Source organism: Pseudomonas sp. S1(2024) (assembly GCF_046557535.1).
In genome coordinates this window covers 21,760-43,105 of sequence record NZ_JBKGFP010000001.1, presented here as the reverse complement: position 1 = coordinate 43,105, position 21,346 = coordinate 21,760, and the positions used below count along the sequence as shown (strand labels likewise).

The following is a 21,346-nucleotide window of genomic DNA, read 5'->3' as shown; positions in this document are numbered from 1 at the left end:
ATCTCATGTTTACAGCCCCATGTCTTGAGCAAGGGCGCGTTCCCACACCCTTTCAGGGGTGCTATCCAGCTCACCGGGGGATAAGGTGCCACCCAAGAAGAGCTTGTTTTCCGCCGTTTTGAAGCGCTCCGGCAGCAGCTCAAAAGCTTCCAGCTTCCGTGATATCTGGTACTGGTTGTCAAAGTTGACCTCATAGACACCTAGCTTTTGGCAAAAATGGTCAAAACTGTCGTCAATCTGCACGAGACCCAGGTTCTTGGCCAGGAACTCCTTGCAACCCAGCGCCAGTCGGACGAGGCCGTATTCGTGGAACAGACCATCAGTGCTGTCAGCAGTAGTGAGTCTCAGCTGAAAGTTGCGCGAAGGCGTCGAATTCCAATCAGGCATGAGATAACGATAGACATTGACGCTAACGGTCGAATCCGCACCAGAGTCGAGATAGTCATCAATCAGTGCTGTGGTCAAACGGGTAGGGGTCGCATCCAGGAAATTATTGATCAGCGGAAGGCCAGGAATCTTGTACAGTTCCTGGGCAAGGGTTGCCCCCATTGATGTCAGGATAGTCGGCCCAGACCGATCAGCCATGGCGTAGGTATGGGCGAGTAGGCGTATGAACTTATCAGCGCAGGCACCTTCCTCGCCGCCGAGTTCATATAATATTGGCCAAAATCGCTCATAACCAACTCGTTTGGCGCGCAGAAAACCTCCCACCACCGGGCTTGGCGTCAAGGTGAAATCTTCGAATGAGACTGTGTCACCGAAGTTTTTTTGCAGATGGCTATTGATGGCGGTGATCACCTGAACGCCTCTGCCGGGCGTGTTCATCTCCTCCAGAATCTCCAGCTGATGGGCCGCTGCCATGGGGAACTGCCTCGCCAGTTCTCGGGTTCCAGCCTGCAGGGATGACCACCTGGGGCCCAGGCTGGCCTTGATCAGCAAAGTTTTGGGCAGTGTGTGCAGGGCTGATGCATTGTGACTGATGGCGCTGGTGCGTGGATCGCCCGTGGTGGAGTTGGCCATGGCCAACAAACTCGTGTCCGTGGGCAAAATCTGGAAGCTCTGCGCTTGAGGGTCGGCGCACAGGTCGCAAATCTGGTTGATCGCCGAGTCCAAGTTAGCCTGGTAGGTGTGTTGGAGAGCAGGGGAGGGTCTCAAGCCACCCAGAAGCAGCACCAAAGCCAACTTCGAGGCCGGAGGCAACGATTTGACGAGGTTGATTACATTGAGGTCATTGCCGGCCAGGTAGCAGCCTTGCGTCAGTTCGAAGTGCAACGCCCAGTTCAGCGCCGTTTCATCACGCTCCAGCCGATGGAACATACTGTGAATCAAGGTCAATGCCGTGGCCGGATCGGCACTGCCTGCCCGCATGTAGGCCGTTTTTATTCCGCGAATACGTGCCGAGTTGCCGTTGAGATGCTGCACCTCGCTGAGGGTGTCAAAGGGATAGGCGCCCCCTAGCTCGACGGCATCATTATCCAAACACTCAATGAGCTTTTCCTGGGACAGCACCCAAGCGTCCTTGATCCTGAATTCCATGGCCTGTCGCTCCGGAGCAGTCGTTTCCCCATTATCCCTTAGCTTGGTTGTTCAAAACTACATTTTTTTAGTATATTGAGTAGGTATGACCTGCAAAACGGCAATGGAGGAGGGTGCACATGAGAGCATTACTGGTAGGCGGTTTCGTCCGGGACACCCTGTTGGGCCTGAACCCGCATGATCGTGACTATGTCGTCATCGGTCAAAGTCCGGACTCCATGCGCGCCCAGGGCTACGTTCTCAGCGGCGAACACTTTCCGGTGTTTCGTCACCCGGTCTCCCAGGAAGAGTATGCCCTGGCCCGCTCCGAGAAAAGCACTGGCCATGGGCATGGTGCCTTCGAGTGCGCTTGGGAAGGGGTAACCCTGGAAGACGACCTGTTCCGGCGCGACTTGACCATCAATGCCATGGCCTTGGCCGAGGACGGCACCCTGATTGACCCGTACGGGGGCAAGGCCGACCTGGACGCCGGGGTGCTGCGCCAGGTGTCCCGTCATTTCCAGGAAGATCCGCTGCGCATCCTCCGGGTGGCGCGCTTTGCTGCGCGGTACCAGTTCACCGTGCACCCTGGGACGATGGCGTTGATGCGGCGCATGGTCAAGCAGGACATGCTGGAGACGCTCTCTTCAGAGCGCCTGTGGCAAGAAACCCAGAAGGCCATGCTGACCGATCATCCCGGCATCTACTTCGACGTCCTGGACGCCTGTGGGGCCTTGAAGCGGATTTTCCCCGAGTTGCACTGCCTGAAGGATATCCCGCAGCGCCCCGATTACCACGCCGAGGGTGACACTTGGGTGCACACCCGCATGGTACTGGAGCAAGCCTGCGCCTTCAGCGCAGAATTGGGCGATGCCCGCAAGCTGCGCGTGCGCATGGCTGCCTTGCTGCACGACCTGGGCAAAGCCAATACGCCGTTCGAGGAACTGTGGGCCGACAACGGTGAACTGATCGGCAGTCACCATGGCCACGAAGACGTTGAGCGCTTCGGGCCTCCCCTGGAGGCGCTGTCGGAACGGATCAAGATGCCGGGCGATGTTCGCCAGTTTGTGGCCGGCGTTGCACTGGTTCACCAGAAGGTGCATGGCATCTTCAAAGCAGGCGGCCATGGCCTGGTCTCGCTGTACCAGACCCTCGATCTGAGCCGCAAGCTGCGCCATGACGCACACATCCTCGACGATGTGGCGCTGGCCTGTGCCGCTGATAACTACGGGCGCCTGACCTTGCTCAAGGACGGCTCCAAGGTGGTGCCGACCAGCTATCACCAGGCCGACTACTTCAAGAAGGCCATGCTGACCATCCACGCTGTGGATCAGGGTACCGTCATAAAAGAAGTCCTGGCCAAGGGGCATGGACTGAAAACGGCCAAGGAGCAGCTGCTGGCCCGGCAACGCGCATCAGTGAAGCCCATGATTGCCGAACATCGGGCGCTCGGTGAGGATGCGATTGCCGAAATGCTCGGCACGCGAGCCTGACTCATTAATTGAATCGGCGCGCCGCTCGGTTTGCCGATCTATACAAAAGGTAAATTCGATGAAAATGCTGTACTGCCTGGTCTGCCGAGACGTTTTCAGTGTTCGCGAAGACCGCGAGAGAACCTGTATTTGTGGCCAAAGCAAATGCCGGTATGAAGACGATTCGGTAACCGTGACGTACACCGGGCCTGCGGTCATGCTTGGTTTTGCCAACAGTCTGATGGCCGGCGCCATTCGCGATCAGATCACGCATCAGGATCACGGCCTGAACTATCTGCCATTTCCGATGGAAGATCAGCTCCAGGGCCGGCAATTCCAGGGGTGGGTCATTCCGTACGGTGCACACGCCTTGAACAAGCTGGATGACCACCCCGACTGGGACAGCCTCAAGGTGGCCCGCGAAGGCTATGTGGACACCGAGTAAGGGCAGCCGCCCTACTTGGCAATGGCCTCTTTGGCTGCCGCCGTCAGATCCACCCCAGTGCGCTGCTTGTAGGTACTGAAAGTGTCCTGCAGGGTCAGCTCGAAGCACCGCTCAAAGCTATCACCCGACACGTCGGCCCATCCCTGGCAATAGCCTGCGACCCAGACAGTCAGCAGCTCGTTGAGTCGCTGTGGCGTAGCCTCGGCGTGCGAGCTTTGCGCAGGCTTGATCGATGGCAGGGTGCTGATGGTGGGCTTCACCGCCTGCTCGGGTGTGGTGGGCGCCGGTTGCAGAGATGCCGTGGCGCACCCGGCAAGCGCCAGGCATAACAGGGCAGGATTCAGTGCTGCTTTGAGGTGATGGACGATCATGCTTTTTCTCTCTTGTTGTTGATCAATCTGTGTTTCAGGCAACCGTACTCAGCTGTAACGCCGGGACGTAGTAGGTGCTGCGTCCACCCTTTTTCGAAACGGCCACCGCATTGCCGAGCGGATCCACTTTGCGCCCGTAGACCTGGAAGGTGGCTTGGAAACCACCCTTCTTGTTGTCTGCATCCACATAATCGGAAATCGAGGAGCCACCCAACTCAATGGAGCGCAGCAGCATCTGCTTGATCGCCGGCACCATGGCCTGGGCCTGGCCAAGACTCAGCCTGCAAGTGGGCATCTGAGGGTCGATTCGTAGCTGGTACAACAGTTCGCACGCATAGATGTTGCCAATCCCTGTCACAAATTTTTGGTCGAGCAGGAAGCTTTTGATCGGGCGCCTGGATTTGCGTGTCAAGGCAAACAGGTGATCTGCGGTAAAAGCGGCGCTCAAAGGCTCCATCCCAACGTTGGCGAGGTATTTGTTTTCCGACAAATCCTGCTCGTATAAGAGGAACCCGAATTTTCGGGCATCGTTGTAGACCAGCTCGCTGCCGTCCGAGAAACCCAAACGAACGTGGTCGTGCTTGGCCGGTGCTGGGTCAATCAGCAGCTTGCCCGTCATACCAAGGTGAACCACGAGATAACCGCGATCGAGGACAAAGACCAGGTATTTGCCACGTCGCTGCACATCGACCACCGTACGGCCAACCAGGTGCTGCTCCAGATCATCCTGAACCCGCTCGCGCAAACGCGAGGTGAGGGTGGTCACCCTGGTGAACTCACGCCCCTTGAGGCGGGCGAGGCTATTTTTGACGCATTCTACTTCCGGCAATTCTGGCATGACGCCCTCGATCATGGTTTGGGCTGAAACAGCGAGAGCCCCCGCAGGGGCTCTGCGCTCTTGTTAGGCGCAAGGGCCCTGATGAATGAAGTAGAGCGCCTCATGTTCAATCAACTGTTGCACCTCGCGCCGATACGCTTCATTTCCACGCATGAGCGCCATGAGCTGCTGATGAGCTTTGTAGGCATCATCTGCCGTGAGGTTGATGATCACATGTCGCCCCTGGGCCACGCATTTCATCACCTCGGTCAGGACGATCTGGCTTTGCACATGGCCGAAGTACACGTGATCCGGATCGGCGCGCATGGCACATCTGAGTGCTTCACGCCAGGCATCGATTCCCGTGTTCGTCGTGGGGGCGGGCGGCGCGTCAGTCCCCACCTGATGCTTGAGCAGCTGCTCGAAGACGAGGCGCGTGGTCGCCGATGCGCTGCAGCTCGGGGCACTGGAAATGACTATCAAGCTGGGTTTAGCGCCCGATTGGAGACGCTGGCCGAGGTGGGCGATGATTTGCTCATGCCCCCTGAAGCGCACTTCAGCCTCGGGCTGATCCAATGGCGCAGTCTCCACCTGGACGCTGGCTTTCAGCGGATAGCTGGGTGGGCAGCGACCCTGGCTACCGCACAGGGCATCCCAGGAGGGGAAGTTGTGCTCCCTGGCAACAATTTCCAGGGCCTGCGAGTGGGTGACAGCCACTCCCAGTACTGCCTGAATCGATGTGCGGCGAAGTTTGGCCATCGCTTTGTATTGCGAAATGTTCATGTCTGGCGCTCCAGCATTCCAGGCACCGCAGAGCGGGTTCGGAGTCCTCATTCTCGAAGCCTGGCAAGAGTCTACCAAGGGCATCATACCGCTCTCACTTTCACCGTACCGCGAATGCGGCGAGGACGACAGGCTGTGAGCGCCCTTGATGCATACCTCTGCAGACTGATGAAATCTGCAGAGGTATGCAGCATGGTCGAAGATCCCAACGCTGTACCAAAATCCTGTATTGTGCGTCCAGGCAGGCGAGGCTTGCTGTTCAAGCGCCTCACCGTGCCTGGACAGCAGTCAGTGCGCCCAAGTCGCGGTGATCAGCAGGGTGCGAGGCTCTTTCGCCGGCTTGCTGCCATCCTGGGCGCCCGTGGTGCCCAACGAATAGCTAACCCCCATAGGTTGTCCGTTGGTGAGCTTTAGAGGTGTATTGAGCCTGCTGGTGGCGACATTCGGCATGTTGACCAAGGGTGGCTGTTTATCGAGCTTGGCGTCGATGAATTTCTCTTGATCGACCAACAGAAGGTTCGAGGTGAGAATACCCTTAGCGTCGACCAGGTTGCCGGTCAGCTCGATGGAGACCTGGTCGTTGAGGTAGTCCAGGGCCATATCCTGATCCTGGCGATCGATTTGTGCAGACGCCAGGTGAACCCCTTTGCCCATCGGTGCGCTGGTGGTAAAGCTATACACCAGATGGCCATCTTCGACGATCTTGACATCGTAGGTGACGGGCTTGGCAGCCAAGGCTACCGAGGAGAGGAGCAGGGCGGGAAGCATGAGGGCAAGGCGTTTCATTCAATTTTCCTTCAAATCATTCGACCGTGATGTTCAAGGCACCCTTGCACCAGGGCTTGGCGGCATCCAGACAGAGGTTGTACTCATGCTTGAACGGTTTCCCACGCTCCAGGACAAACACGCTAGCAGTCTCGTACTCCCCCTTGGTCACATCGTTGGGAGCATACCCATGAACAGCAGTGCTATCGGAGAAATAGACGGCCAAAGTCACGGTGCTGCGGGTGGTGTCCGCGACATCAAGGTTAAGCCTCACATCAGAGTAAGTATCGAGGAGTTGCTTGCGTTTTTCAGTGTTTACAGAACGGCTTCCCGGTTGCAACAGCTTGAACTTGGCCGAATGCTGAATGACACCTTTCATTTCCAGCAGTGAGACACCAGCCTGGGCAACCTCCACCTGAATGGGCACAGGGGAGTTCTCAGGGGTTGCAGCCGCCAGGGCTTGCCCGCAAGCAAGCAGGGTTGCAAGCGAAACTGCGTAGAAGCCGATTTTCTTCTGAATGCTCATGGGTGTCCACGTCCTAACAGGAATTTCAAAGAGGTGCAGCTGGCATCAGGGCCACAGGATCCGCAGTCCGGGAGATCCGGAATCCGGCATTTGGACGCGTCTGGCAGGCAGTCCACAGCATCTCCCGCCACTTCCGTCAAACAGCAGCTACTGTTGGGAGAACCGCCTCCCGAGCTATCGTTGCGCCGCTTGCGGTCTTCCGCTTCGCGCTTTTTGCGCTCCCGGCGCGTTTCGGCTGCTTCCTGACAGGACAGGAAGCGTGATCTGATCGAACTCAGGCCGCGAATCAGGCCTTGGGTTTCAAGGATCTCCAGGACAGCGCCTGAGCAACCTGGCCCCCCGTACTCAAGGGAATGGGCGCAGCGGTAACCTTTGCGCGGCGACAGATGTTTTTGATAAAGGCTGATGCCGAAGCGATAGATGCCCATCACTCATATCCTGAAACCAATTCACATCAATATACGCCTTAATCGCAATATTGCCAACCGCATAATCGTTGTCAAGGGCATTCAGGCCCGAGATAATGTAGGCACAATGTAGCCACAAAAGGAAAATCCCATGAGCAAGGACACCACTGTTCGCTCGCGTGTAGACAGCAGGCTGAAAGCCGACGCTGAAACCATCCTCAATGGCCAGGGCATCACCATGTCTCAGGCCATCAATCTGATGCTCCGCCAGGTCGTCATTCAGAACAAACTCCCCTTCGACATGGAAGGGGCACCCAAGCTCAATGCGCGGGCGCAGGCGCTCTGCGATGCGTACGATGCCGGGGAAATTCCCACCACAGAGTACCCGGACACGAAGGCGTTCTTCGCCTCCCTGGGCATCAATTGACCGCCCATGAAAGCAAGGGGATGCCTTACAGGCGAGAAGCTCTCAGGTCACGCAGGTTGACCAGGTGTTGCCGCTTGACCCAGCCAAGGTGCGAATCACCGGCCTTGTTGGTGTATTCGACCTGACACCATGAATCTGTGCAGACGAGGATGCCCACCACATCGTCCCGAACGATGTACCGATCATGGGTCGCATGCACCTGTGGGGTCTGATACAGGTAGGCCCTTGGGTCTTTCACCCTGGCCATCCCGATCCACTGCTTGGGCTCGACCATGCTCAACGCCAGTCCCGTGTTGATCTCAGGTGGGAGCAACATGCCGCACCCAGGCATCTCAGTGGCCGATTCAATCGAGAACGCTACGCCATCTCCCTCTGGTCGCAAGCTTCCGGCGAAGCCCATCGGCGCCTTGGTCACCAAAGTGGCCTGGCCCGTTGCGTCAACCTGGCCGCTCATGGAGAACGAGCAGGTGATCCGCGTCGCGCCCGGCATTTCATCGTAGTAATGCCCTTCAACGTAGCCATCGGGCGTCACCGCCAGCAGTAGCTGCTCATACTGTCCAGATTGCAGTGCCTGGGCCGAAAGGGCTGTGGAAACCAGTTGCAGGCTTGCGACAAGCAGCAGTGCGGGGAATTGTGGTATCACCTTGCACACTCCGTTAGATGATCCCATTACGGGATGTTTCGAAGCCAATCGAATCGATAATAGGCCGACAACCAAAGCTTCGGTCGCAAAAGAGCCCGAGTGGTCTAGATCGGCACACTGTGGCCGAAGCAACATTGTCAGCTTACAAGAAGTCGAGCGAACTAGGGGGACAACGTATAAAATGCGTCCCCGCCATTCATCAGCTGATCGTAACGCTACCGGAGAAAATGTTGAAGCTTTCGAACCCTGTCGCCCTTCGAGCCTTCGAAAAAGCACTCACCAAGGTCAGGGCGGGCCCGCGACCACGCCCGAGATTCAGTAGCCGCACCGCCGACAAATTTGTTATCAGAGGCTATGTGGAGCTGTTCGAGGAGCTCAAAGGGATTGGCTTGCACCAGGGTCGTAGCATGAACTCTGAAGCCGTTGCAGCCATTCTAGATAGCCTGGAAGGCAATCTACGGTCTACGGCGAGGGTCAGGGTTTTGCAAGCTCACCTCGGCAGGCGATTGAGCGCTGAGGTCATGGCCGAAGTGGGGGAATTCGACCTCACCGTTTGTGCAAAGCCCCAGAAGTTTGTGGTTCGTCTTCCGCCCAGCGTTAGGGATATCATTCGTGATGGCGTCAAGAAGGTAACTTCTCGTGAGGGTGGAAAAATTTCGATGCGTGATTGGGTGCTAGAGGCGCTGGTAAAGTGGGTTAACTCTCAGCGCCAGGAATTCGCGCTGCTGACTACAATTATTGAGGTCGACAAAAGCTTGCTCGAACAGTTTTGATTGAGGAACAGGGCGACGTACAGCCGTCCAAGCTAATGGACGCTTGCAATCAAACAAAAACGCCCGGCAAGCCGGGCGTTTCAGCAGTGTGTGACGCGGGTATCACAGGATCTTCGAGACCACGCCGGCACCCACGGTGCGACCGCCTTCACGGATCGCGAAGCGCAGGCCTTCTTCCATCGCCACCGGCTGGATCAGCTCGACAGAGAAGGTCAGGGAGTCACCCGGCATGACCATTTCCACGCCTTCCGGCAGCTGGACGTTGCCGGTAACGTCGGTGGTGCGGAAGTAGAACTGCGGACGGTAGCCCTTGAAGAACGGGGTGTGACGACCGCCTTCTTCCTTGCTCAGCACGTACATTTCCGCTTCGAACTTGGTGAAGGCCTTGGCAGTGCCTGGCTTGACCAGCACTTGGCCACGCAGCACGTCTTCACGCTTGATACCGCGCAGCAGGATGCCGCAGTTTTCGCCGGCACGCCCCTCATCCAGGAGCTTGCGGAACATCTCGACACCCGTGCAGGTCGACTTGATGGTGGGCTTGAGGCCAACCACTTCGACTTCTTCCTGCACGCGCACGACCCCGCGTTCGATGCGCCCGGTAACCACGGTGCCGCGACCGGAGATCGAGAACACGTCCTCGATCGGCATCAGGAACGGTTTGTCGATTGCACGCTCAGGCTGCGGGATGTAGCTGTCGAGGGTCTCGACCAGTTTCTTCACCGCGCTGGTGCCCAGGCCTTTCTCGTCATTACCGTTCAGCGCCATCAGCGCCGAACCGATGACGATCGGGGTGTCATCGCCAGGGAATTCGTACGCGTTGAGCAGGTCGCGCACTTCCATCTCCACCAGCTCCAGGAGCTCATCGTCATCCACCATGTCCGCCTTGTTCAGGAAGACAACGATGTACGGTACGCCCACCTGGCGGGAAAGCAGGATGTGCTCGCGGGTCTGCGGCATCGGGCCGTCAGCGGCGGAGCAGACCAGGATCGCACCGTCCATCTGGGCAGCGCCGGTGATCATGTTCTTCACGTAGTCCGCGTGGCCGGGGCAGTCAACGTGTGCGTAGTGGCGAGTGGCCGAGTCGTACTCCACGTGCGACGTGTTGATGGTGATGCCACGCTGCTTCTCTTCGGGCGCGCTGTCGATCTTGTCGAAGTCAACCTTGGCCGAACCGAACACTTCCGAGCAGACGCGAGTCAGGGCGGCGGTGAGGGTGGTTTTGCCATGGTCAACGTGGCCGATGGTGCCGACGTTGACGTGGGGTTTGGTGCGCTCGAACTTTTCCTTAGCCATGCAGAATTCTCCCGTCAGGCTTGCAAGCCGTTATTGGCCGAATTCCCATCATATCCTTTATACGAATATTGTCAACAGGCCCGATTTTGAATGCATAAAAATTGGCTTAGCAATTTATCTAGAAACCGTTATTTCGAGCCGTATTTGCAATGAGGTGTAAAGGCCTAGCCACTACTTTGTCAGTCCGCTTCGATGTGCACCAGTTTTTGGCTACAGTGCCGGCACTGAAAAATCCTGGCGACAAGCCAGCCAGCTTCCGCTTCCAGCTCATCAACATATTCATCGAGAGTCTCGTGTTCGCCGCAATAATTCTCCTGAATTTGCGGGAGCACCTCGGCGTGCTCCTGCCGGATCGTCTTACCATCACAAGCCCCCAGGAACACGGCTGCATCAGCACAATGGGACAGCCAAATTTGATCCTGCCAGGTGTTGAAGCCCGGTGTACGCTGGCAGATTTCATCTTTCACCGCCCGGCTCACCTCCTGGTCATTCTGATCGTTCAGGATCAAGTTAGGGTCAGAGAACTCCAGCTCAAGCGTTGAATACGCCTCTCCACTGGCAATGCACCAGGGGCAGATCGGGATCAGGTTGCCTAAATTAGGGTAGACAGGGCCCATGTACTGAAAGCCCCGGCATTGATTACACACCCTGCAGGCCTGATCGGAAGGGATGAAGGTGTCCGTTTCGAAGGGATCCGGATGATAGCTAAACACAGGCAGATTCATCGAACATTCCCCAGGTTGGGCGAAGGAGTACAAATGTACTCCTGGCATAACCCTGTAGATTGAGAGGCTGTGAGCGTAATGCACCCTCAGTGTGCTACTAGCCCAGGTAAGGCTGGCCGCTCAGATAAGCCTTGATGCTGGTGGTTTCAGCGCTCAAGTGTGATGGATGCCTGATCCTTGATGAGATCCTGCTTCTTCAGCGCTTCCTTGAAGCTGGCTCGCACCAGGTTGGTGGCATCACTCAGCCCATAATCACTGCCACTTTGAATCGCCCTGCGCATGACCACGCCGCCGCTGGTTTGCTGGTAGATGGCATCTTTTTCCGCCGTGCGTTCGGCAGTGGTGCCAGCGAAGAGATCGCGAAGGCCTTTGCTGCCCTCAATATGCTGCTGAACCTGGACTTGCGTCATGCCCAGCGTCACGAGGGCAGCCTCATGGTTCATGGCTTGTTTTTCCACCACCTCAATCGCCTGGGTCAGATGTTCTGCATCGACGGTGCCAGCGCTGAGCGCCTGTTGCTGATTGGCAACTGACTGCTGACTGAGGGCCATGAACTCCATGGTCGCTCGGTGCAACGCGCCGTCATCGAGCAGCGCGTCGAAACGCTCCATCATGGCCCTTTTGCCAGGCTCCACCCCGATAGTCAGTTGCCCGCGAATATGCACCTCTTCGACGATCGACTTGAAGCCAGGGGAATTGACCGAGAGCTTGCCGTTTTCGTAGAAATGGTCTTGGAACAGTTGATTGACGTAGTCCGTGACCTGCTCATGCGACTTGCCAATGAAGTCCGCAGGATTGACGCCCTTGGCCTGTTCATCGGCCAGGACGCGATAGACCGCCAAGGCATCGGCGTGGTCGAAATCCCATTTCACGGCCTGTCGGTAGTTGTTGATGACGCCCGTGAAACCGTCGTACGAGCCGGTGAGTGCTGCCGTTTGGTACACCGCGTGCAGATCCGCATAGGCTTCTTTCACCGCCGTTGTGTACAGACCCGCATCGAACGCCGCCATGCGATTTTCCAGGACATAGTCGGCACCCTTGGCAGCAACTCCGACCAGGTCGACCGCGCCATCACCTTCCAGTGCTTGCACCAGGGCGATATTGATCACCGAGTTGATGTTGGCACCGGTTCCTGCCAGGTCTGCCTTGAGCCCTGGCATGACGGAGAAGTCGATGCAATGGCCCATCTCGTGGTTGGTATTGCTCACCCGCGCCAGCTCGGAATTGACCAGGAGCAGGTCGCCACGGGCACCGTGGAAGGACAGGTTATCACCCGCCTTGACCCAACCATTATCCTGGAAGTTGACCACACAACCAGGGTCTTTCATGTCCATCACCACGGGTGTCGCCCTGGGCACATCAGGCAAGCCCTCGTAGGTAACGTCACGGCCCTCAACAAGAAAACGAACCTTCTGGCCGTCCATGCTTTTGGACGCAAAGTAGCGGTTGCTGGCGAAGTCTGAGGACTTCAGCATGGCATTGTCCTGCACAACCTCCTGTTCAGGCTGCACCTGGAAGTCAGCGGCATTGGCAAAATTCTGAACTGCCATGAAACCACAGGTTACCAAAAGTGCAGAAGCAAGGAATCGAGACGGTTTTTTCAGGATCATGGCAGACTCTCGTTTATGGCTACTATTGATGTATTGTCAGCTTAGACAGCGCGCTCAATCAAGGTTAAAGCGTGCATAAGCTCATGCATTTTCCTGGCTGCCCGGAATCCAGATACAAAAAGGCCAGGCATTCATGACGAATCCTGGCCTTTGCCTACAGCGATGATCAGTCAATGAACCCTTGAACCAACACCCGGACGCTCTGATCGTCATCCAGGGTCTTCTGGGCGTCAAGGCGGCTGGCACCGATGTTGCGATCTTGGAAGTAGAAGCCATCCGCTCGCTGCTCGATGACGTCGCACTCCACGGCCACATCAATTAGCAGGATCTCATCCGGATCGGGCTGCTCGTTGACCGGAGGAAGCTCTCCTGTAGCCGACTTAATCAGCGCTGCCGACACCGAGGTCACCTTCGCAACAGGTTCATTGGCTGCCGCGCTGTGCGGCGTGGACGCTGCAGGGGCGCTTGCTGTGGACTTCTGTGGGCTGGCCACTGACTTGGCGGCAGAAGCCAGGCTGGTTACCGTAGCTTGGGGGGCATCGTTTCGTTCAGCCGGGATGGCCTTGGCCAAATGCTTTTCCCGGATGGCTGCTTCGATTTCGTTCGAGATGGCAGGGTTATCCAGCAGGTACTTGGCGGTGTTGGCTTTGCCCTGGCCGATCTTGTTCCCCTTGCAGGAGTACCAGGCCCCCGCTTTTTCGATCAGACCGTCAGCAACACCGATGTCCACAAGTTCCAGCGGCTTGGCGATGCCCTGGCCATAGAGGATGGCGAACTCTGCCTGGCGGAAGGGTGGGGAGACCTTGTTCTTGACCACCTTGACACGGGTTTCGCTGCCCACCACTTCGTCGCCTTCCTTCACGCTGCCGGTACGGCGAATGTCCAGACGTACCGAGGCATAGAACTTCAGCGCATTGCCACCGGTCGTGGTTTCCGGACTACCGAACATGACACCGATCTTCATCCGGATCTGGTTGATGAAGATGACCAGGCAGTTGGCATTCTTGATGTTACCGGTGATCTTGCGCAGCGCCTGGGACATCAACCGGGCCTGCAGACCCACGTGCATATCCCCCATCTCGCCTTCGATCTCGGCCTTAGGTACCAGGGCAGCCACGGAGTCGACGATGATCACGTCGACGGCATTGGAGCGCACCAGCATGTCGGTGATTTCCAGAGCTTGCTCGCCTGTGTCTGGTTGTGAGACCAGCAGGTCATCCACGTTGACGCCCAGCTTGCCTGCGTATTCAGGGTCGAGCGCATGTTCAGCATCAACGAACGCGCAGGTGTGACCCAGCTTCTGCGCCTGGGCAATCACCGAAAGGGTCAGCGTGGTCTTGCCGGAGGATTCAGGGCCATAGATCTCAACAATGCGGCCTTTCGGCAAACCGCCGATCCCCAGCGCGATGTCCAGTCCCAAAGATCCTGTCGAAATGGCTGGGATCGGCTGACGATCGTGATCGCCCATGCGCATGACCGCGCCTTTCCCGAACTGGCGTTCGATTTGTGACAACGCGGCAGAAAGCGCTTGCTGCTTCTGGGGGGATTGAGACATAGGTACTCCGGAAAATGGGGGTAGGTAGTGATCCATATTAGGGGTGCCAGGAATTTTGTCAATAATCGCTCAAGCCCGCCAACGTGCCTGCTCTAAAATCCCTAAGTGGAAGGGGCTTGCCCAGCAATGGCGGCGCTTTTCTGGCGAAATCGTTGACAAATTGCCAATAAATAGTAAACTCGAATTCATGGAAAAACACAGGACATCACGACGATGTTTGCACACACCCCTTTGAACGCCTCAACCGCCACGCACGTCAGTCGGATCAAGCCCTTGTCGCACGAGCGATGCAATGAGTTGCTTGTCAATGTCAGGCAGGATAATTGCCGCAAATCCTTTGATGCGGTGGTGACCAGCTTCATGCCATTGGCTCTGAGCGTGGCCATGAAGTTTCGCCACCGGGGTGATGTCAACGACCTGTTTCAAATCGCCTGCATGAACCTGATGGATGCGACACGCACGTTCAATGACGGTTTCGCCACTCATTTTCCGAGCCATGCGCGTACCTGGATCACTTTGGGCCTTCGCCGTCACCTGCTGTTCGAATCGCGGCTGATCAAGGTGCCAGAGAACCGGGCAATTTTGAAATGTTATCGCCGTATGCATCAGTTCAGTGCCGACAAGCCACCCACTGAGTCGCAGATCAGGGCCTTTACCAAAACCCATGCTGTGACCAAAGATGAGTTCCAGGCGGCTTATGAGCTGTATTTTGCCACCTATGAATCAACCAGTCAGGGCATCGACGATGAGGCAGACCCCCTGGAATCGCGTTTGTCCAATGGACTGACGCTGGAGGACGAGGTGATCGCTGCTGACGAGCAAGCGGATACGGTGAAAATCGTAAACCGCCTGATGAACGTACTCACCGATCGAGAGCAGACCGTGATCCGCGCCAGGGTGCTGCAGGACGAGCCTGTTCAGCTGCGCCTGGTGGGGGAAGAAATGGGGGTTTCCTGCGAGCGCGTACGCCAGATCGAGAAGCAGGCCCTCAACAAAATCCGGATGGCGGCTTGATCAGCTCTCGCTGAGACCTTTGCTTGCAAACGCCAGGCGTGTAGCAGGTGCGCGCTACCTGCAGCCTGGTGGGGCGGGTTCATCACCCATGGCTTCTTAACGCCCTGACCGCGCTAAAGGGCGCCTGTCGGCCTTTTCAGTGCTGGATCGTCTCTCACAAGGCTGGGCGCAGGACTGTCATCATCGATCAGCTCACGCTGGGTGCTGACCCTATGCCTGCAATCCAGGCAGCATTTCTTGATATCGCTGGCGACCAGGGCTTTCAAGGCGCCGCCCGCTCATTTGAAATCAAGGCTCGACAGGGCTCAGCTGCACATCCACGTGGCGAATCTTGCCATCGCTTCCCATTTCAAGTCCCCTGGCATAGCTTTGGGCTTGCCGAAGCTGCCAAGCAAGACGATCACCTTTGACATGAACACACAGTCCTATCGTTCGCAAGTGGCCGACCGCAAGCAGCGGATCGCCATTGGCAGCGCGCAAGACTTTCTGGCAGTTCGTAATGGATTCGCCAGTGAACTCGCGCATTGCCTTGAGGACTGCGACGATGACTGTGGGGTCTTGTGAAGTGGGCATAGGGCCTTGCTCCAGGGCAATCGGTTCTTCCCTCGGGGCTTCATCCCGAGGGCTGCGGCAATGATTGCATTGAGCTTGATTCGCTACGCAGTCGAAGGGCTGCAGTGTAGAATCAAAGTCAATCACGGTTTAAGCCATTATTGGCTATAGATGCTTAAATAACAACTTGAAAAGGGCTTCACCATGCGCGATCGGTTCGTTTTCCTCGATACAGAGTTCACACAGCTTTCTGAATCAGCCTGTCTGATTTCCCTGGCCTTGGTCGCAGACACTGGTGAGCAGTATTACGTAGAGATCACCAACGGGTGGTCGGTAGACAGCTGCTCGGATTTTGTGAAGAGTATAGTTCTGCCGCAGCTGACCCCTCTGGAATATGGACGCAGCGCACTTCAGGCAGGCATTGAAATCCAGGAATTTGTGGAATCGCTCGGCAGGCCGGTCAAAATTGTGACCGACTGCGCCGATTTCGACTGGTGTTTTCTGTGTCAACTCACCTTCGACGTCGGCCTATGGCCCCAAAACGCGAGCATCCATTGGGTTCATGTCAGTTCTCTGCTGAGTAAAGAGGAAATTGCCACATACCGAGCTGCAGCGCCGCATCACGCGCTTAAAGACGCACGCATTTATGCAGACCTATTCAATAAATCAAAGAAATGAAATTCCCGCTCATTTGTTAATATTGTGTAAAGAATAGTAGCCATTTGATATTGGCAGTCGTCATGATATGCACTACTATAATGGCAAGGCTTTGAGGCGCATTGCCCGAACTACTATTGCGAGGTTTTTGCGTTATGAAGCTACTGATGGGCGTCCACCGCAAAGAATTCCGCGCCTGGTCGGGTGGGCGACTCGATATCGTCAAGTCGAGCGCAGATTGTTTCCAGTTATTCATCCATTCCGAGGGTGCCACCTTGGGAGTCGAGGTCGGCCAGGATGAAGCCTCGCAAATTGCCCAGCAGATGCTGGACATCTGCGCCTTCAGTGGCCAGCGCAGCGCTCTGGATCAGCTGCGCAGCTCATTGCACCTGGAAAATTCGCTGGGCGAAACACTGGTTGTCCAATATGTCAATGACGGTGAGCCATTCCGTGAAGGCGTGCGTCTTGCCCTGGCAGTGAAGGGTCGTTGGGATCTGGGGGAAAGTCTGGATTTTGAACACCATGAAGCGAAGGGTATTGCCAGTTTTTTGCAGCATGTGGAGCAGTAGCGCTTCTCTGAGATTTAACTCATAGATCAAACTGTGAAGAAAGGAGAGATACCATGAAACCCAATCCATTGCTGATTGAACTGTACGAAACCGATGAGACTGGAAAGCCAAAACCCCTGTTTGAAATCAAACATGGCCCCTCACCGAAAAAGGCTCCACTCGTTTTGCACCATGCACTGCATGCTCTACCGGCGCTCGAAGCGATCGACAAGCGCATTGACGAGATCCTCTCGTCGCTTGGAAAGCGTGGGCAGAATGTTGTCGAGCTGATGGATGAGGTCGAGGCCCTGCAGATTCATGGCTGCAAGCTATTTGCCCAAACCATTTATCTGGATACCAGTGACCGCAATTCCTGGCTATCCATCAACCAATGCATGACCCATCAGCCTCGCTCGAATTCGGTCTATGGCTCCCACGCCAAAAATCTGAAGGCATTCTGGAAAGGGAGTTTGCATCCCGCGTCCCCAAGCGTCGAGCCCGCTGTCAGCCTGTGAGAAACACATGAATCGCGCAAGAGAGTTCAAAGCCAAGCTCCACAAACGCTTCGGTAGCCTCCAGGCCATCGGGGCGTATCTTGCGGATCTGAATACCAATGAAACCGAGGAGGCGTTCACTGCCAACCCGGAAAACTGTGGCGTGATGTTTCGAGCGACCCATCGCCTGGCCAATGGCAAGCCGATGTACGATGCCTGCAACTGCGCTGAATACATTCTGGATTCGGTAGAGGAGGAGGGTGGCCGTTATGGATTCAAAATTATCAATAACCAAACTGCTGCCGGCGACTGCTATCCACGCGGGCATCACACCTTTGTGGTGCTCAACTCTCGCTTTGTCGTCGACATCTGGATCAGCCTCTATGCCGAACGAACCGCTCAGGTTGTGTTCGACTTGCTCGACAAAAACGATCATGAGCTGATTCAGCATCTGTACGGTGATCCGGAGCAATGGTGCGTCTGGGACAAAGAGCAGCAGGTGTACCAGCCCTGCATCCAGCTTCCAGACAATCAGCGGCCACGGCTGGGGCATTATTTGAAGTTGGTGGCAGCCTTGGAGCCGGGGAGCCTGTAGCGCGTGAAGCTCGAATCTACAGGCCTTGTTAGCTGTCTGTGGATGTACGAACAACTTGATCAATTGAATGACGGCTCGCTGTAGCCTTGTTGATACTGCCTGCAGCTCTCTTCATGGGAGGTAGTGGAGGGCGTCGCCATCTTTGATCCGCCAGTGCTGGCAGCAGCGTGATCAAGAATGGCGACCATATCCTGATAGGTGAAATGTGCGTCAATGTCGCGCAATGCAATTGCAACCTCCCGATTCCACTGCTCTTGAGTGAAGGATCGGTAGCTGCCAACCAGGGTGAGCTCCTTAAGCTTCGCTTCGGTAAGCTCTTCGTAATAGGGTTGTCCATGCCCCCTGATCCAACCGTTCTGGGTCATTGGGGTCAGTCCGTCGATATCGAGAAAAAACTCGCCTCCAGGGGGAATTACCCAGGCATGCTCAACGTAGCCTGGCTGAATGTCATCGCAGATGACGGCCTGGATTGTCCACCCGAGTTTGCGATGGAGCGCTGCCGCCAGGTGCATGCACCAACCAGATGAATAACGGTCATATATTTCAGTTGGAACGTTGAGATAAATCACATCAGGCACCCTTTTCTTTAGAATTTACCATGGGTAGTGCAGCCCCCTGCAATCACCGGGGATTACCGGGGTCTCAGAGGGCAATGCAGAAGATCGCAATCACAGCTTAGGGGCGGTTATGAGGATTTGGCTTTCGGTTGTAATCGACTAGCCTGCATTGCCTGTGTCAAACTAGGAGTATAAATCAAGTTAAGGGTAAGGATGGACGACATGTCAGAACCTGGGAAATCAGCAACCATTCAGCATTACGACAGACTGGCACCGGGGCAAAAGCTCCTGGTGGATGCCATTTCGGATTGGTGGAAGGATGCGCAGTTTCTGACCACCGGAGACCGAGGTGAGTGGAACGTTTTTGACAATGACCCCATGTTTATCAGGCAGATTGAAATCATCCGTAATCCTGAAAAAGCAGACTGGTATTGGCAGAAGTATGGCGTCACCTTTGCCGAGATGGCAGCGGAAGTTGTGAAATGGTGGGACAATTTCGATGTCATCGATGGCGACAGAAATATCTTCGATGAGGAGCCCGAGTTTGTTGGCAAAGCCCGGAATTTTTTGGAAAAAAAGGCCAGCCATGACGCTGAGCCAAGGCTGTAACAGCCTATTTATAAGCCTGTCGTTCTTGAGTGTAAAATGGCAGGCGCGTAAACTGGTTGAATAAGCCCCCAATATAAATACATAGGATTGACACCATGTCGTTCAGGTACGGTATCGCAAAGTTCAGGGATGGCACTGAAGCGTATCTGGTTTACGCTGACAGCCCTGGCTGGGCCCTGAAGCCACTCTTTCCATCGCTGGAAGAGGCGATGGATTGGCGCAACCGTGATTTTCCCGAGATGCCCAATACGGGAATTGCGCTTCAGATGCACGCCAAATCTGCCGAAGAGCCCGTGCTGATCTTGGCCGATATTTCCAGCCCTGAATGTGCAGGGTTGTGGTTCTATACGACTGCCTCGAAAAACGACATGGTCATTACCGGGCCGACCTCTCAGCTGGAAGTTGAAGAAGCAGTGCTGCTGGGTAACGAGATCTGCACCAAGGAATTCTACGAAGCCTGGGACACCGCCAAGAGCGTTCTCCCTCCCCTGATAAAGCCCAGGGAGACCAGCAATGCTGGCGTTGTCCGGACAAGATCAGATGGCTTGCCCACGACCTCCAATGCTGAAATCTGCGCGAAGTGGGTTGCCGACCAGGAATCTGGGCCTTTCGGCATACACCCACTGATCAAGGGCTTTCTACTCGGGCACCCTGAGTACTGCCGGCGCTTCCCCGCCCTGGGCATGCGCGGCTCGCCCTCTCAAGCCAAATGGGAGAATATCTCAAGGCTGATGGTGCTAGCGAATCAATCCCGCCGTGGGGCTGATCCCGTGCTGTACCCCAAGGGCGTATTTGACGCAGAGCTGTCCCCGAGGATTGGCGAGGAATTTGTTGCCTTTGCCAAAGAGCAAGGTAAATCACTTAAAGCTATAGCGTCACGGGATTATTCTCAGAAAGATGATCTCACTCGCTAGACTGGTCTTCACCCTTGTCCGAAAGTTCAGTGAGCCCCCAACCTTCCTCACGAGGAGGTTAATGCTCATCGGTAGAAAGGCACGGCTGTCGACCCGTCATCTGCGAATGTTATTGAACACTATCAAGCTTCGTAAATTCGTCCAGGGGGCTCGCCGAGGCCAGCGTTGACGACTACTGGTGGTATGAACACAATCTTGCGCATGGCGCGCTCTGGCCCATACGGTTGGTTGCGAAAGTGGCCACGTCGATAGTGTGTGACCATGGTACGCCCTGTCTCATGATGATCACCGTAATCCACGCTTGCCGCAAATTTGTGCCCCACCAGACGAACTTTCAGATAGTCCCGGTTGGACAGCGTGCGTTCGGCGGTCTTCCGGGCACCTGGTTTGTCTGCATGCTCAGCCTGATGTACCAGGTCGCTCGGGGCACGGTCATCCCAGCGCTCGACAACGTCATGCTCAGCGATGGACAGAAAGAGCAAGCAGTTTACCGCCAGTGCGACTCCCTTGTTAAGTTGGGCGCTATCCATCATGAGAGTAGAGCCTAGATTTAGTGAAGTGGCCGGCAGACCAAAGCGCAAAGCAATGTCAGCTTCTTGTTGGCGAATCCGCTCCAGCATCACGGCGTTGGATGCGACGATCGCTTCTGATGAGGCTTGTATGGCTGCAGCAATACCTTGGCTGGGATCGGACACGTCAATGGGCACTCCCATCATAGGCTCACCCTTTTCGCTAGCCCAGAAGAAAGGATTTGAAAATTGATTATGAGTGGTAAAGCGCACGTTAAGCCTAGGCGTTTCACCAGGAAAAATCTTCCAGCTAACGAAAGCACCTTCAAAGCCAAGCGCTTCCACAACTTGATGCCCAAAATGCAGGTACAGCGACGAGCTGATTTTGGGGATAGCGGAAATCGGCAGAGAGTCCACATCCGTATGCATCAATGCGACTGTCAGCCCTTTATGGAAATCATAGATGATACGGCCTCCGTCCAGGAAGCCAGAAAAAACCTGGACGTTTGTGATCTCCGCCTCTGCTGGGCCAGGGCCTGGCTGAGGCCCCATCCGATCAAGTGCCTTATGGATGGCTGGAGCTAGCTCTTCCGTTAGAAAATGCCGCCTCTGCTGACTCGTGCCTTTGGAGCGTGCGATATATTGCGTCCCCAGTCTAACGGCGAAGGGACGTGTCGCCTCATACCTGAGGGGGGCGTACATTGAGTGCTTGGTGGGAGAGACACGCTGGCTGGCCATGAATGCACCCTTGAGTCTTGGGGTAGTGAGAT

Annotated in this window: 25 protein-coding genes and 1 pseudogene; 11 read left to right on the top strand and 15 right to left on the bottom strand. The window is 55.9% G+C overall.

Going from position 1 to position 21,346, the window contains the following annotated elements:
• Positions 1-9: 9 nt before the first annotated feature.
• Positions 10-1,536 carry a hypothetical protein gene (locus tag ACLCGK_RS00225; RefSeq protein WP_410950779.1) on the bottom strand — a complete coding sequence of 509 codons (1,527 nt, stop codon included), beginning with the start codon at positions 1,534-1,536 and terminating at the stop codon, positions 10-12.
• Between the two features lie 119 nt (positions 1,537-1,655).
• Between ACLCGK_RS00225 and ACLCGK_RS00220 the strand changes: the two genes are divergently transcribed.
• Both ACLCGK_RS00220 and ACLCGK_RS00215 read left to right on the top strand, forming a co-directional pair.
• Positions 1,656-3,008 carry an HD domain-containing protein gene (locus tag ACLCGK_RS00220; RefSeq protein ID WP_410950778.1) on the top strand — a complete coding sequence of 451 codons (1,353 nt, stop codon included), beginning with the start codon at positions 1,656-1,658 and terminating at the stop codon, positions 3,006-3,008.
• Between the two features lie 58 nt (positions 3,009-3,066).
• Complete coding sequence (locus ACLCGK_RS00215) at positions 3,067-3,432, top strand: hypothetical protein (protein WP_410950777.1); 366 nt, start codon at positions 3,067-3,069, stop codon at positions 3,430-3,432.
• 11 nt (positions 3,433-3,443) lie between these two features.
• Here the strand turns inward: ACLCGK_RS00215 and ACLCGK_RS00210 are convergent, their stop codons facing one another.
• The 6 genes from ACLCGK_RS00210 to yidD form a co-directional block, all read right to left on the bottom strand.
• Complete coding sequence (locus ACLCGK_RS00210; protein WP_410950776.1) at positions 3,444-3,803, bottom strand: hypothetical protein; 360 nt, start codon at positions 3,801-3,803, stop codon at positions 3,444-3,446.
• 34 nt (positions 3,804-3,837) lie between these two features.
• Positions 3,838-4,641, bottom strand: coding sequence for a bifunctional DNA-formamidopyrimidine glycosylase/DNA-(apurinic or apyrimidinic site) lyase (mutM, locus tag ACLCGK_RS00205; RefSeq protein WP_410950775.1), 804 nt, complete (start codon positions 4,639-4,641; stop codon positions 3,838-3,840).
• 63 nt (positions 4,642-4,704) lie between these two features.
• Positions 4,705-5,403, bottom strand: coding sequence for a glyoxalase superfamily protein (locus tag ACLCGK_RS00200; RefSeq protein ID WP_410950774.1), 699 nt, complete (start codon positions 5,401-5,403; stop codon positions 4,705-4,707).
• Positions 5,404-5,691: 288 nt separating this feature from the next.
• Positions 5,692-6,189, bottom strand: a complete 498-nt coding sequence (locus ACLCGK_RS00195) for a hypothetical protein (protein WP_056798507.1) — start codon at positions 6,187-6,189, stop codon at positions 5,692-5,694.
• Between the two features lie 16 nt (positions 6,190-6,205).
• The gene (locus tag ACLCGK_RS00190; RefSeq protein WP_410950773.1) at positions 6,206-6,694 is read right to left on the bottom strand and encodes a hypothetical protein; all 489 of its coding nucleotides are present in this window, start codon (positions 6,692-6,694) and stop codon (positions 6,206-6,208) included.
• Positions 6,691-7,122 (bottom strand): membrane protein insertion efficiency factor YidD, encoded by a 432-nt coding sequence (gene yidD, locus ACLCGK_RS00185; RefSeq protein WP_410950772.1) that lies wholly within the window; start codon positions 7,120-7,122, stop codon positions 6,691-6,693. The genes ACLCGK_RS00190 and yidD overlap by 4 nt, the downstream gene beginning before the upstream one ends.
• A 130-nt stretch (positions 7,123-7,252) precedes the next feature.
• On the opposite strand from yidD, the gene ACLCGK_RS00180 reads away from it, so the two are divergent.
• Positions 7,253-7,528 (top strand): type II toxin-antitoxin system RelB/DinJ family antitoxin, encoded by a 276-nt coding sequence (locus tag ACLCGK_RS00180; protein ID WP_410950771.1) that lies wholly within the window; start codon positions 7,253-7,255, stop codon positions 7,526-7,528.
• 25 nt (positions 7,529-7,553) lie between these two features.
• Here the strand turns inward: ACLCGK_RS00180 and ACLCGK_RS00175 are convergent, their stop codons facing one another.
• Complete coding sequence (locus tag ACLCGK_RS00175; RefSeq protein WP_410950770.1) at positions 7,554-8,171, bottom strand: hypothetical protein; 618 nt, start codon at positions 8,169-8,171, stop codon at positions 7,554-7,556.
• Positions 8,172-8,290: 119 nt separating this feature from the next.
• On the opposite strand from ACLCGK_RS00175, the gene ACLCGK_RS00170 reads away from it, so the two are divergent.
• Positions 8,291-8,944, top strand: a complete 654-nt coding sequence (locus ACLCGK_RS00170; protein WP_410950769.1) for an Arc family DNA-binding protein — start codon at positions 8,291-8,293, stop codon at positions 8,942-8,944.
• 102 nt (positions 8,945-9,046) lie between these two features.
• Here ACLCGK_RS00170 and tuf read toward each other — a convergent pair whose 3' ends face one another.
• The 4 genes and pseudogenes from tuf to recA form a co-directional block, all read right to left on the bottom strand.
• A complete protein-coding gene (gene tuf, locus ACLCGK_RS00165; RefSeq protein WP_056798492.1) occupies positions 9,047-10,237 on the bottom strand; it encodes an elongation factor Tu in 1,191 nt (396 codons plus the stop codon).
• Positions 10,238-10,416: 179 nt separating this feature from the next.
• Entirely contained in the window at positions 10,417-10,962 is a 546-nt protein-coding gene (locus tag ACLCGK_RS00160; RefSeq protein WP_410950768.1) for a CbrC family protein, read from the bottom strand.
• A gap of 146 nt (positions 10,963-11,108) precedes the next feature.
• Positions 11,109-12,572 carry a hypothetical protein gene (locus tag ACLCGK_RS00155; protein ID WP_410950767.1) on the bottom strand — a complete coding sequence of 488 codons (1,464 nt, stop codon included), beginning with the start codon at positions 12,570-12,572 and terminating at the stop codon, positions 11,109-11,111.
• A gap of 547 nt (positions 12,573-13,119) precedes the next feature.
• A pseudogene (recA, locus tag ACLCGK_RS00150) lies at positions 13,120-14,127 on the bottom strand (recombinase RecA); the annotation flags it as partial.
• 213 nt (positions 14,128-14,340) lie between these two features.
• On the opposite strand from recA, the gene ACLCGK_RS00145 reads away from it, so the two are divergent.
• Positions 14,341-15,141, top strand: coding sequence for a sigma-70 family RNA polymerase sigma factor (locus ACLCGK_RS00145; protein ID WP_410950766.1), 801 nt, complete (start codon positions 14,341-14,343; stop codon positions 15,139-15,141).
• Between the two features lie 288 nt (positions 15,142-15,429).
• Here the strand turns inward: ACLCGK_RS00145 and ACLCGK_RS00140 are convergent, their stop codons facing one another.
• Positions 15,430-15,714 (bottom strand): hypothetical protein, encoded by a 285-nt coding sequence (locus ACLCGK_RS00140; RefSeq protein WP_410950765.1) that lies wholly within the window; start codon positions 15,712-15,714, stop codon positions 15,430-15,432.
• A gap of 183 nt (positions 15,715-15,897) precedes the next feature.
• On the opposite strand from ACLCGK_RS00140, the gene ACLCGK_RS00135 reads away from it, so the two are divergent.
• The 4 genes from ACLCGK_RS00135 (at position 15,898) to ACLCGK_RS00120 (ending at position 17,987) form a co-directional block, all read left to right on the top strand.
• Complete coding sequence (locus ACLCGK_RS00135) at positions 15,898-16,371, top strand: hypothetical protein (RefSeq protein WP_410950764.1); 474 nt, start codon at positions 15,898-15,900, stop codon at positions 16,369-16,371.
• A gap of 134 nt (positions 16,372-16,505) precedes the next feature.
• Entirely contained in the window at positions 16,506-16,919 is a 414-nt protein-coding gene (locus ACLCGK_RS00130) for a hypothetical protein (protein WP_410950763.1), read from the top strand.
• Between the two features lie 53 nt (positions 16,920-16,972).
• A complete protein-coding gene (locus ACLCGK_RS00125; protein ID WP_410950762.1) occupies positions 16,973-17,413 on the top strand; it encodes a hypothetical protein in 441 nt (146 codons plus the stop codon).
• A 7-nt stretch (positions 17,414-17,420) separates the two neighbouring features.
• The gene (locus tag ACLCGK_RS00120; RefSeq protein WP_410950761.1) at positions 17,421-17,987 is read left to right on the top strand and encodes a hypothetical protein; all 567 of its coding nucleotides are present in this window, start codon (positions 17,421-17,423) and stop codon (positions 17,985-17,987) included.
• Positions 17,988-18,046: 59 nt separating this feature from the next.
• On the opposite strand, the gene ACLCGK_RS00115 is transcribed toward ACLCGK_RS00120, so the two are convergent.
• Positions 18,047-18,556: a hypothetical protein gene (locus ACLCGK_RS00115; RefSeq protein ID WP_410950760.1), complete on the bottom strand. Its 510-nt coding sequence runs from the start codon at positions 18,554-18,556 to the stop codon at positions 18,047-18,049.
• 210 nt (positions 18,557-18,766) lie between these two features.
• Here ACLCGK_RS00115 and ACLCGK_RS00110 point away from each other — a divergent pair, with 210 nt between their 5' ends.
• Positions 18,767-19,153, top strand: coding sequence for a hypothetical protein (locus tag ACLCGK_RS00110; protein WP_410950759.1), 387 nt, complete (start codon positions 18,767-18,769; stop codon positions 19,151-19,153).
• Between the two features lie 95 nt (positions 19,154-19,248).
• A complete protein-coding gene (locus ACLCGK_RS00105; RefSeq protein ID WP_410950758.1) occupies positions 19,249-20,067 on the top strand; it encodes a hypothetical protein in 819 nt (272 codons plus the stop codon).
• Between the two features lie 122 nt (positions 20,068-20,189).
• On the opposite strand, the gene ACLCGK_RS00100 is transcribed toward ACLCGK_RS00105, so the two are convergent.
• Positions 20,190-21,314: a hypothetical protein gene (locus ACLCGK_RS00100; RefSeq protein ID WP_410950757.1), complete on the bottom strand. Its 1,125-nt coding sequence runs from the start codon at positions 21,312-21,314 to the stop codon at positions 20,190-20,192.
• Positions 21,315-21,346 lie beyond the last annotated feature (32 nt).

Coding starts and splice junctions, on each gene's coding strand:
- ACLCGK_RS00120 (WP_410950761.1), top strand. CDS start 17,421: ATGAATCGCGCAAGAGAGTTCAAAGCCAAGCTCCACAAACGCTTCGGT.
- ACLCGK_RS00210 (WP_410950776.1), bottom strand. CDS start 3,803: ATGATCGTCCATCACCTCAAAGCAGCACTGAATCCTGCCCTGTTATGC.
- ACLCGK_RS00220 (WP_410950778.1), top strand. CDS start 1,656: ATGAGAGCATTACTGGTAGGCGGTTTCGTCCGGGACACCCTGTTGGGC.
- ACLCGK_RS00135 (WP_410950764.1), top strand. CDS start 15,898: ATGCGCGATCGGTTCGTTTTCCTCGATACAGAGTTCACACAGCTTTCT.
- ACLCGK_RS00160 (WP_410950768.1), bottom strand. CDS start 10,962: ATGAATCTGCCTGTGTTTAGCTATCATCCGGATCCCTTCGAAACGGAC.
- ACLCGK_RS00125 (WP_410950762.1), top strand. CDS start 16,973: ATGAAACCCAATCCATTGCTGATTGAACTGTACGAAACCGATGAGACT.
- ACLCGK_RS00180 (WP_410950771.1), top strand. CDS start 7,253: ATGAGCAAGGACACCACTGTTCGCTCGCGTGTAGACAGCAGGCTGAAA.
- ACLCGK_RS00225 (WP_410950779.1), bottom strand. CDS start 1,536: ATGGAATTCAGGATCAAGGACGCTTGGGTGCTGTCCCAGGAAAAGCTC.
- ACLCGK_RS00100 (WP_410950757.1), bottom strand. CDS start 21,314: ATGGCCAGCCAGCGTGTCTCTCCCACCAAGCACTCAATGTACGCCCCC.
- ACLCGK_RS00200 (WP_410950774.1), bottom strand. CDS start 5,403: ATGAACATTTCGCAATACAAAGCGATGGCCAAACTTCGCCGCACATCG.
- ACLCGK_RS00140 (WP_410950765.1), bottom strand. CDS start 15,714: ATGCCCACTTCACAAGACCCCACAGTCATCGTCGCAGTCCTCAAGGCA.
- ACLCGK_RS00105 (WP_410950758.1), top strand. CDS start 19,249: ATGTCGTTCAGGTACGGTATCGCAAAGTTCAGGGATGGCACTGAAGCG.
- ACLCGK_RS00195 (WP_056798507.1), bottom strand. CDS start 6,189: ATGAAACGCCTTGCCCTCATGCTTCCCGCCCTGCTCCTCTCCTCGGTA.
- ACLCGK_RS00145 (WP_410950766.1), top strand. CDS start 14,341: ATGTTTGCACACACCCCTTTGAACGCCTCAACCGCCACGCACGTCAGT.
- ACLCGK_RS00190 (WP_410950773.1), bottom strand. CDS start 6,694: ATGAGCATTCAGAAGAAAATCGGCTTCTACGCAGTTTCGCTTGCAACC.
- tuf (WP_056798492.1), bottom strand. CDS start 10,237: ATGGCTAAGGAAAAGTTCGAGCGCACCAAACCCCACGTCAACGTCGGC.
- ACLCGK_RS00110 (WP_410950759.1), top strand. CDS start 18,767: ATGTCAGAACCTGGGAAATCAGCAACCATTCAGCATTACGACAGACTG.
- mutM (WP_410950775.1), bottom strand. CDS start 4,641: ATGCCAGAATTGCCGGAAGTAGAATGCGTCAAAAATAGCCTCGCCCGC.
- ACLCGK_RS00215 (WP_410950777.1), top strand. CDS start 3,067: ATGAAAATGCTGTACTGCCTGGTCTGCCGAGACGTTTTCAGTGTTCGC.
- ACLCGK_RS00130 (WP_410950763.1), top strand. CDS start 16,506: ATGAAGCTACTGATGGGCGTCCACCGCAAAGAATTCCGCGCCTGGTCG.
- yidD (WP_410950772.1), bottom strand. CDS start 7,122: ATGGGCATCTATCGCTTCGGCATCAGCCTTTATCAAAAACATCTGTCG.
- ACLCGK_RS00155 (WP_410950767.1), bottom strand. CDS start 12,572: ATGATCCTGAAAAAACCGTCTCGATTCCTTGCTTCTGCACTTTTGGTA.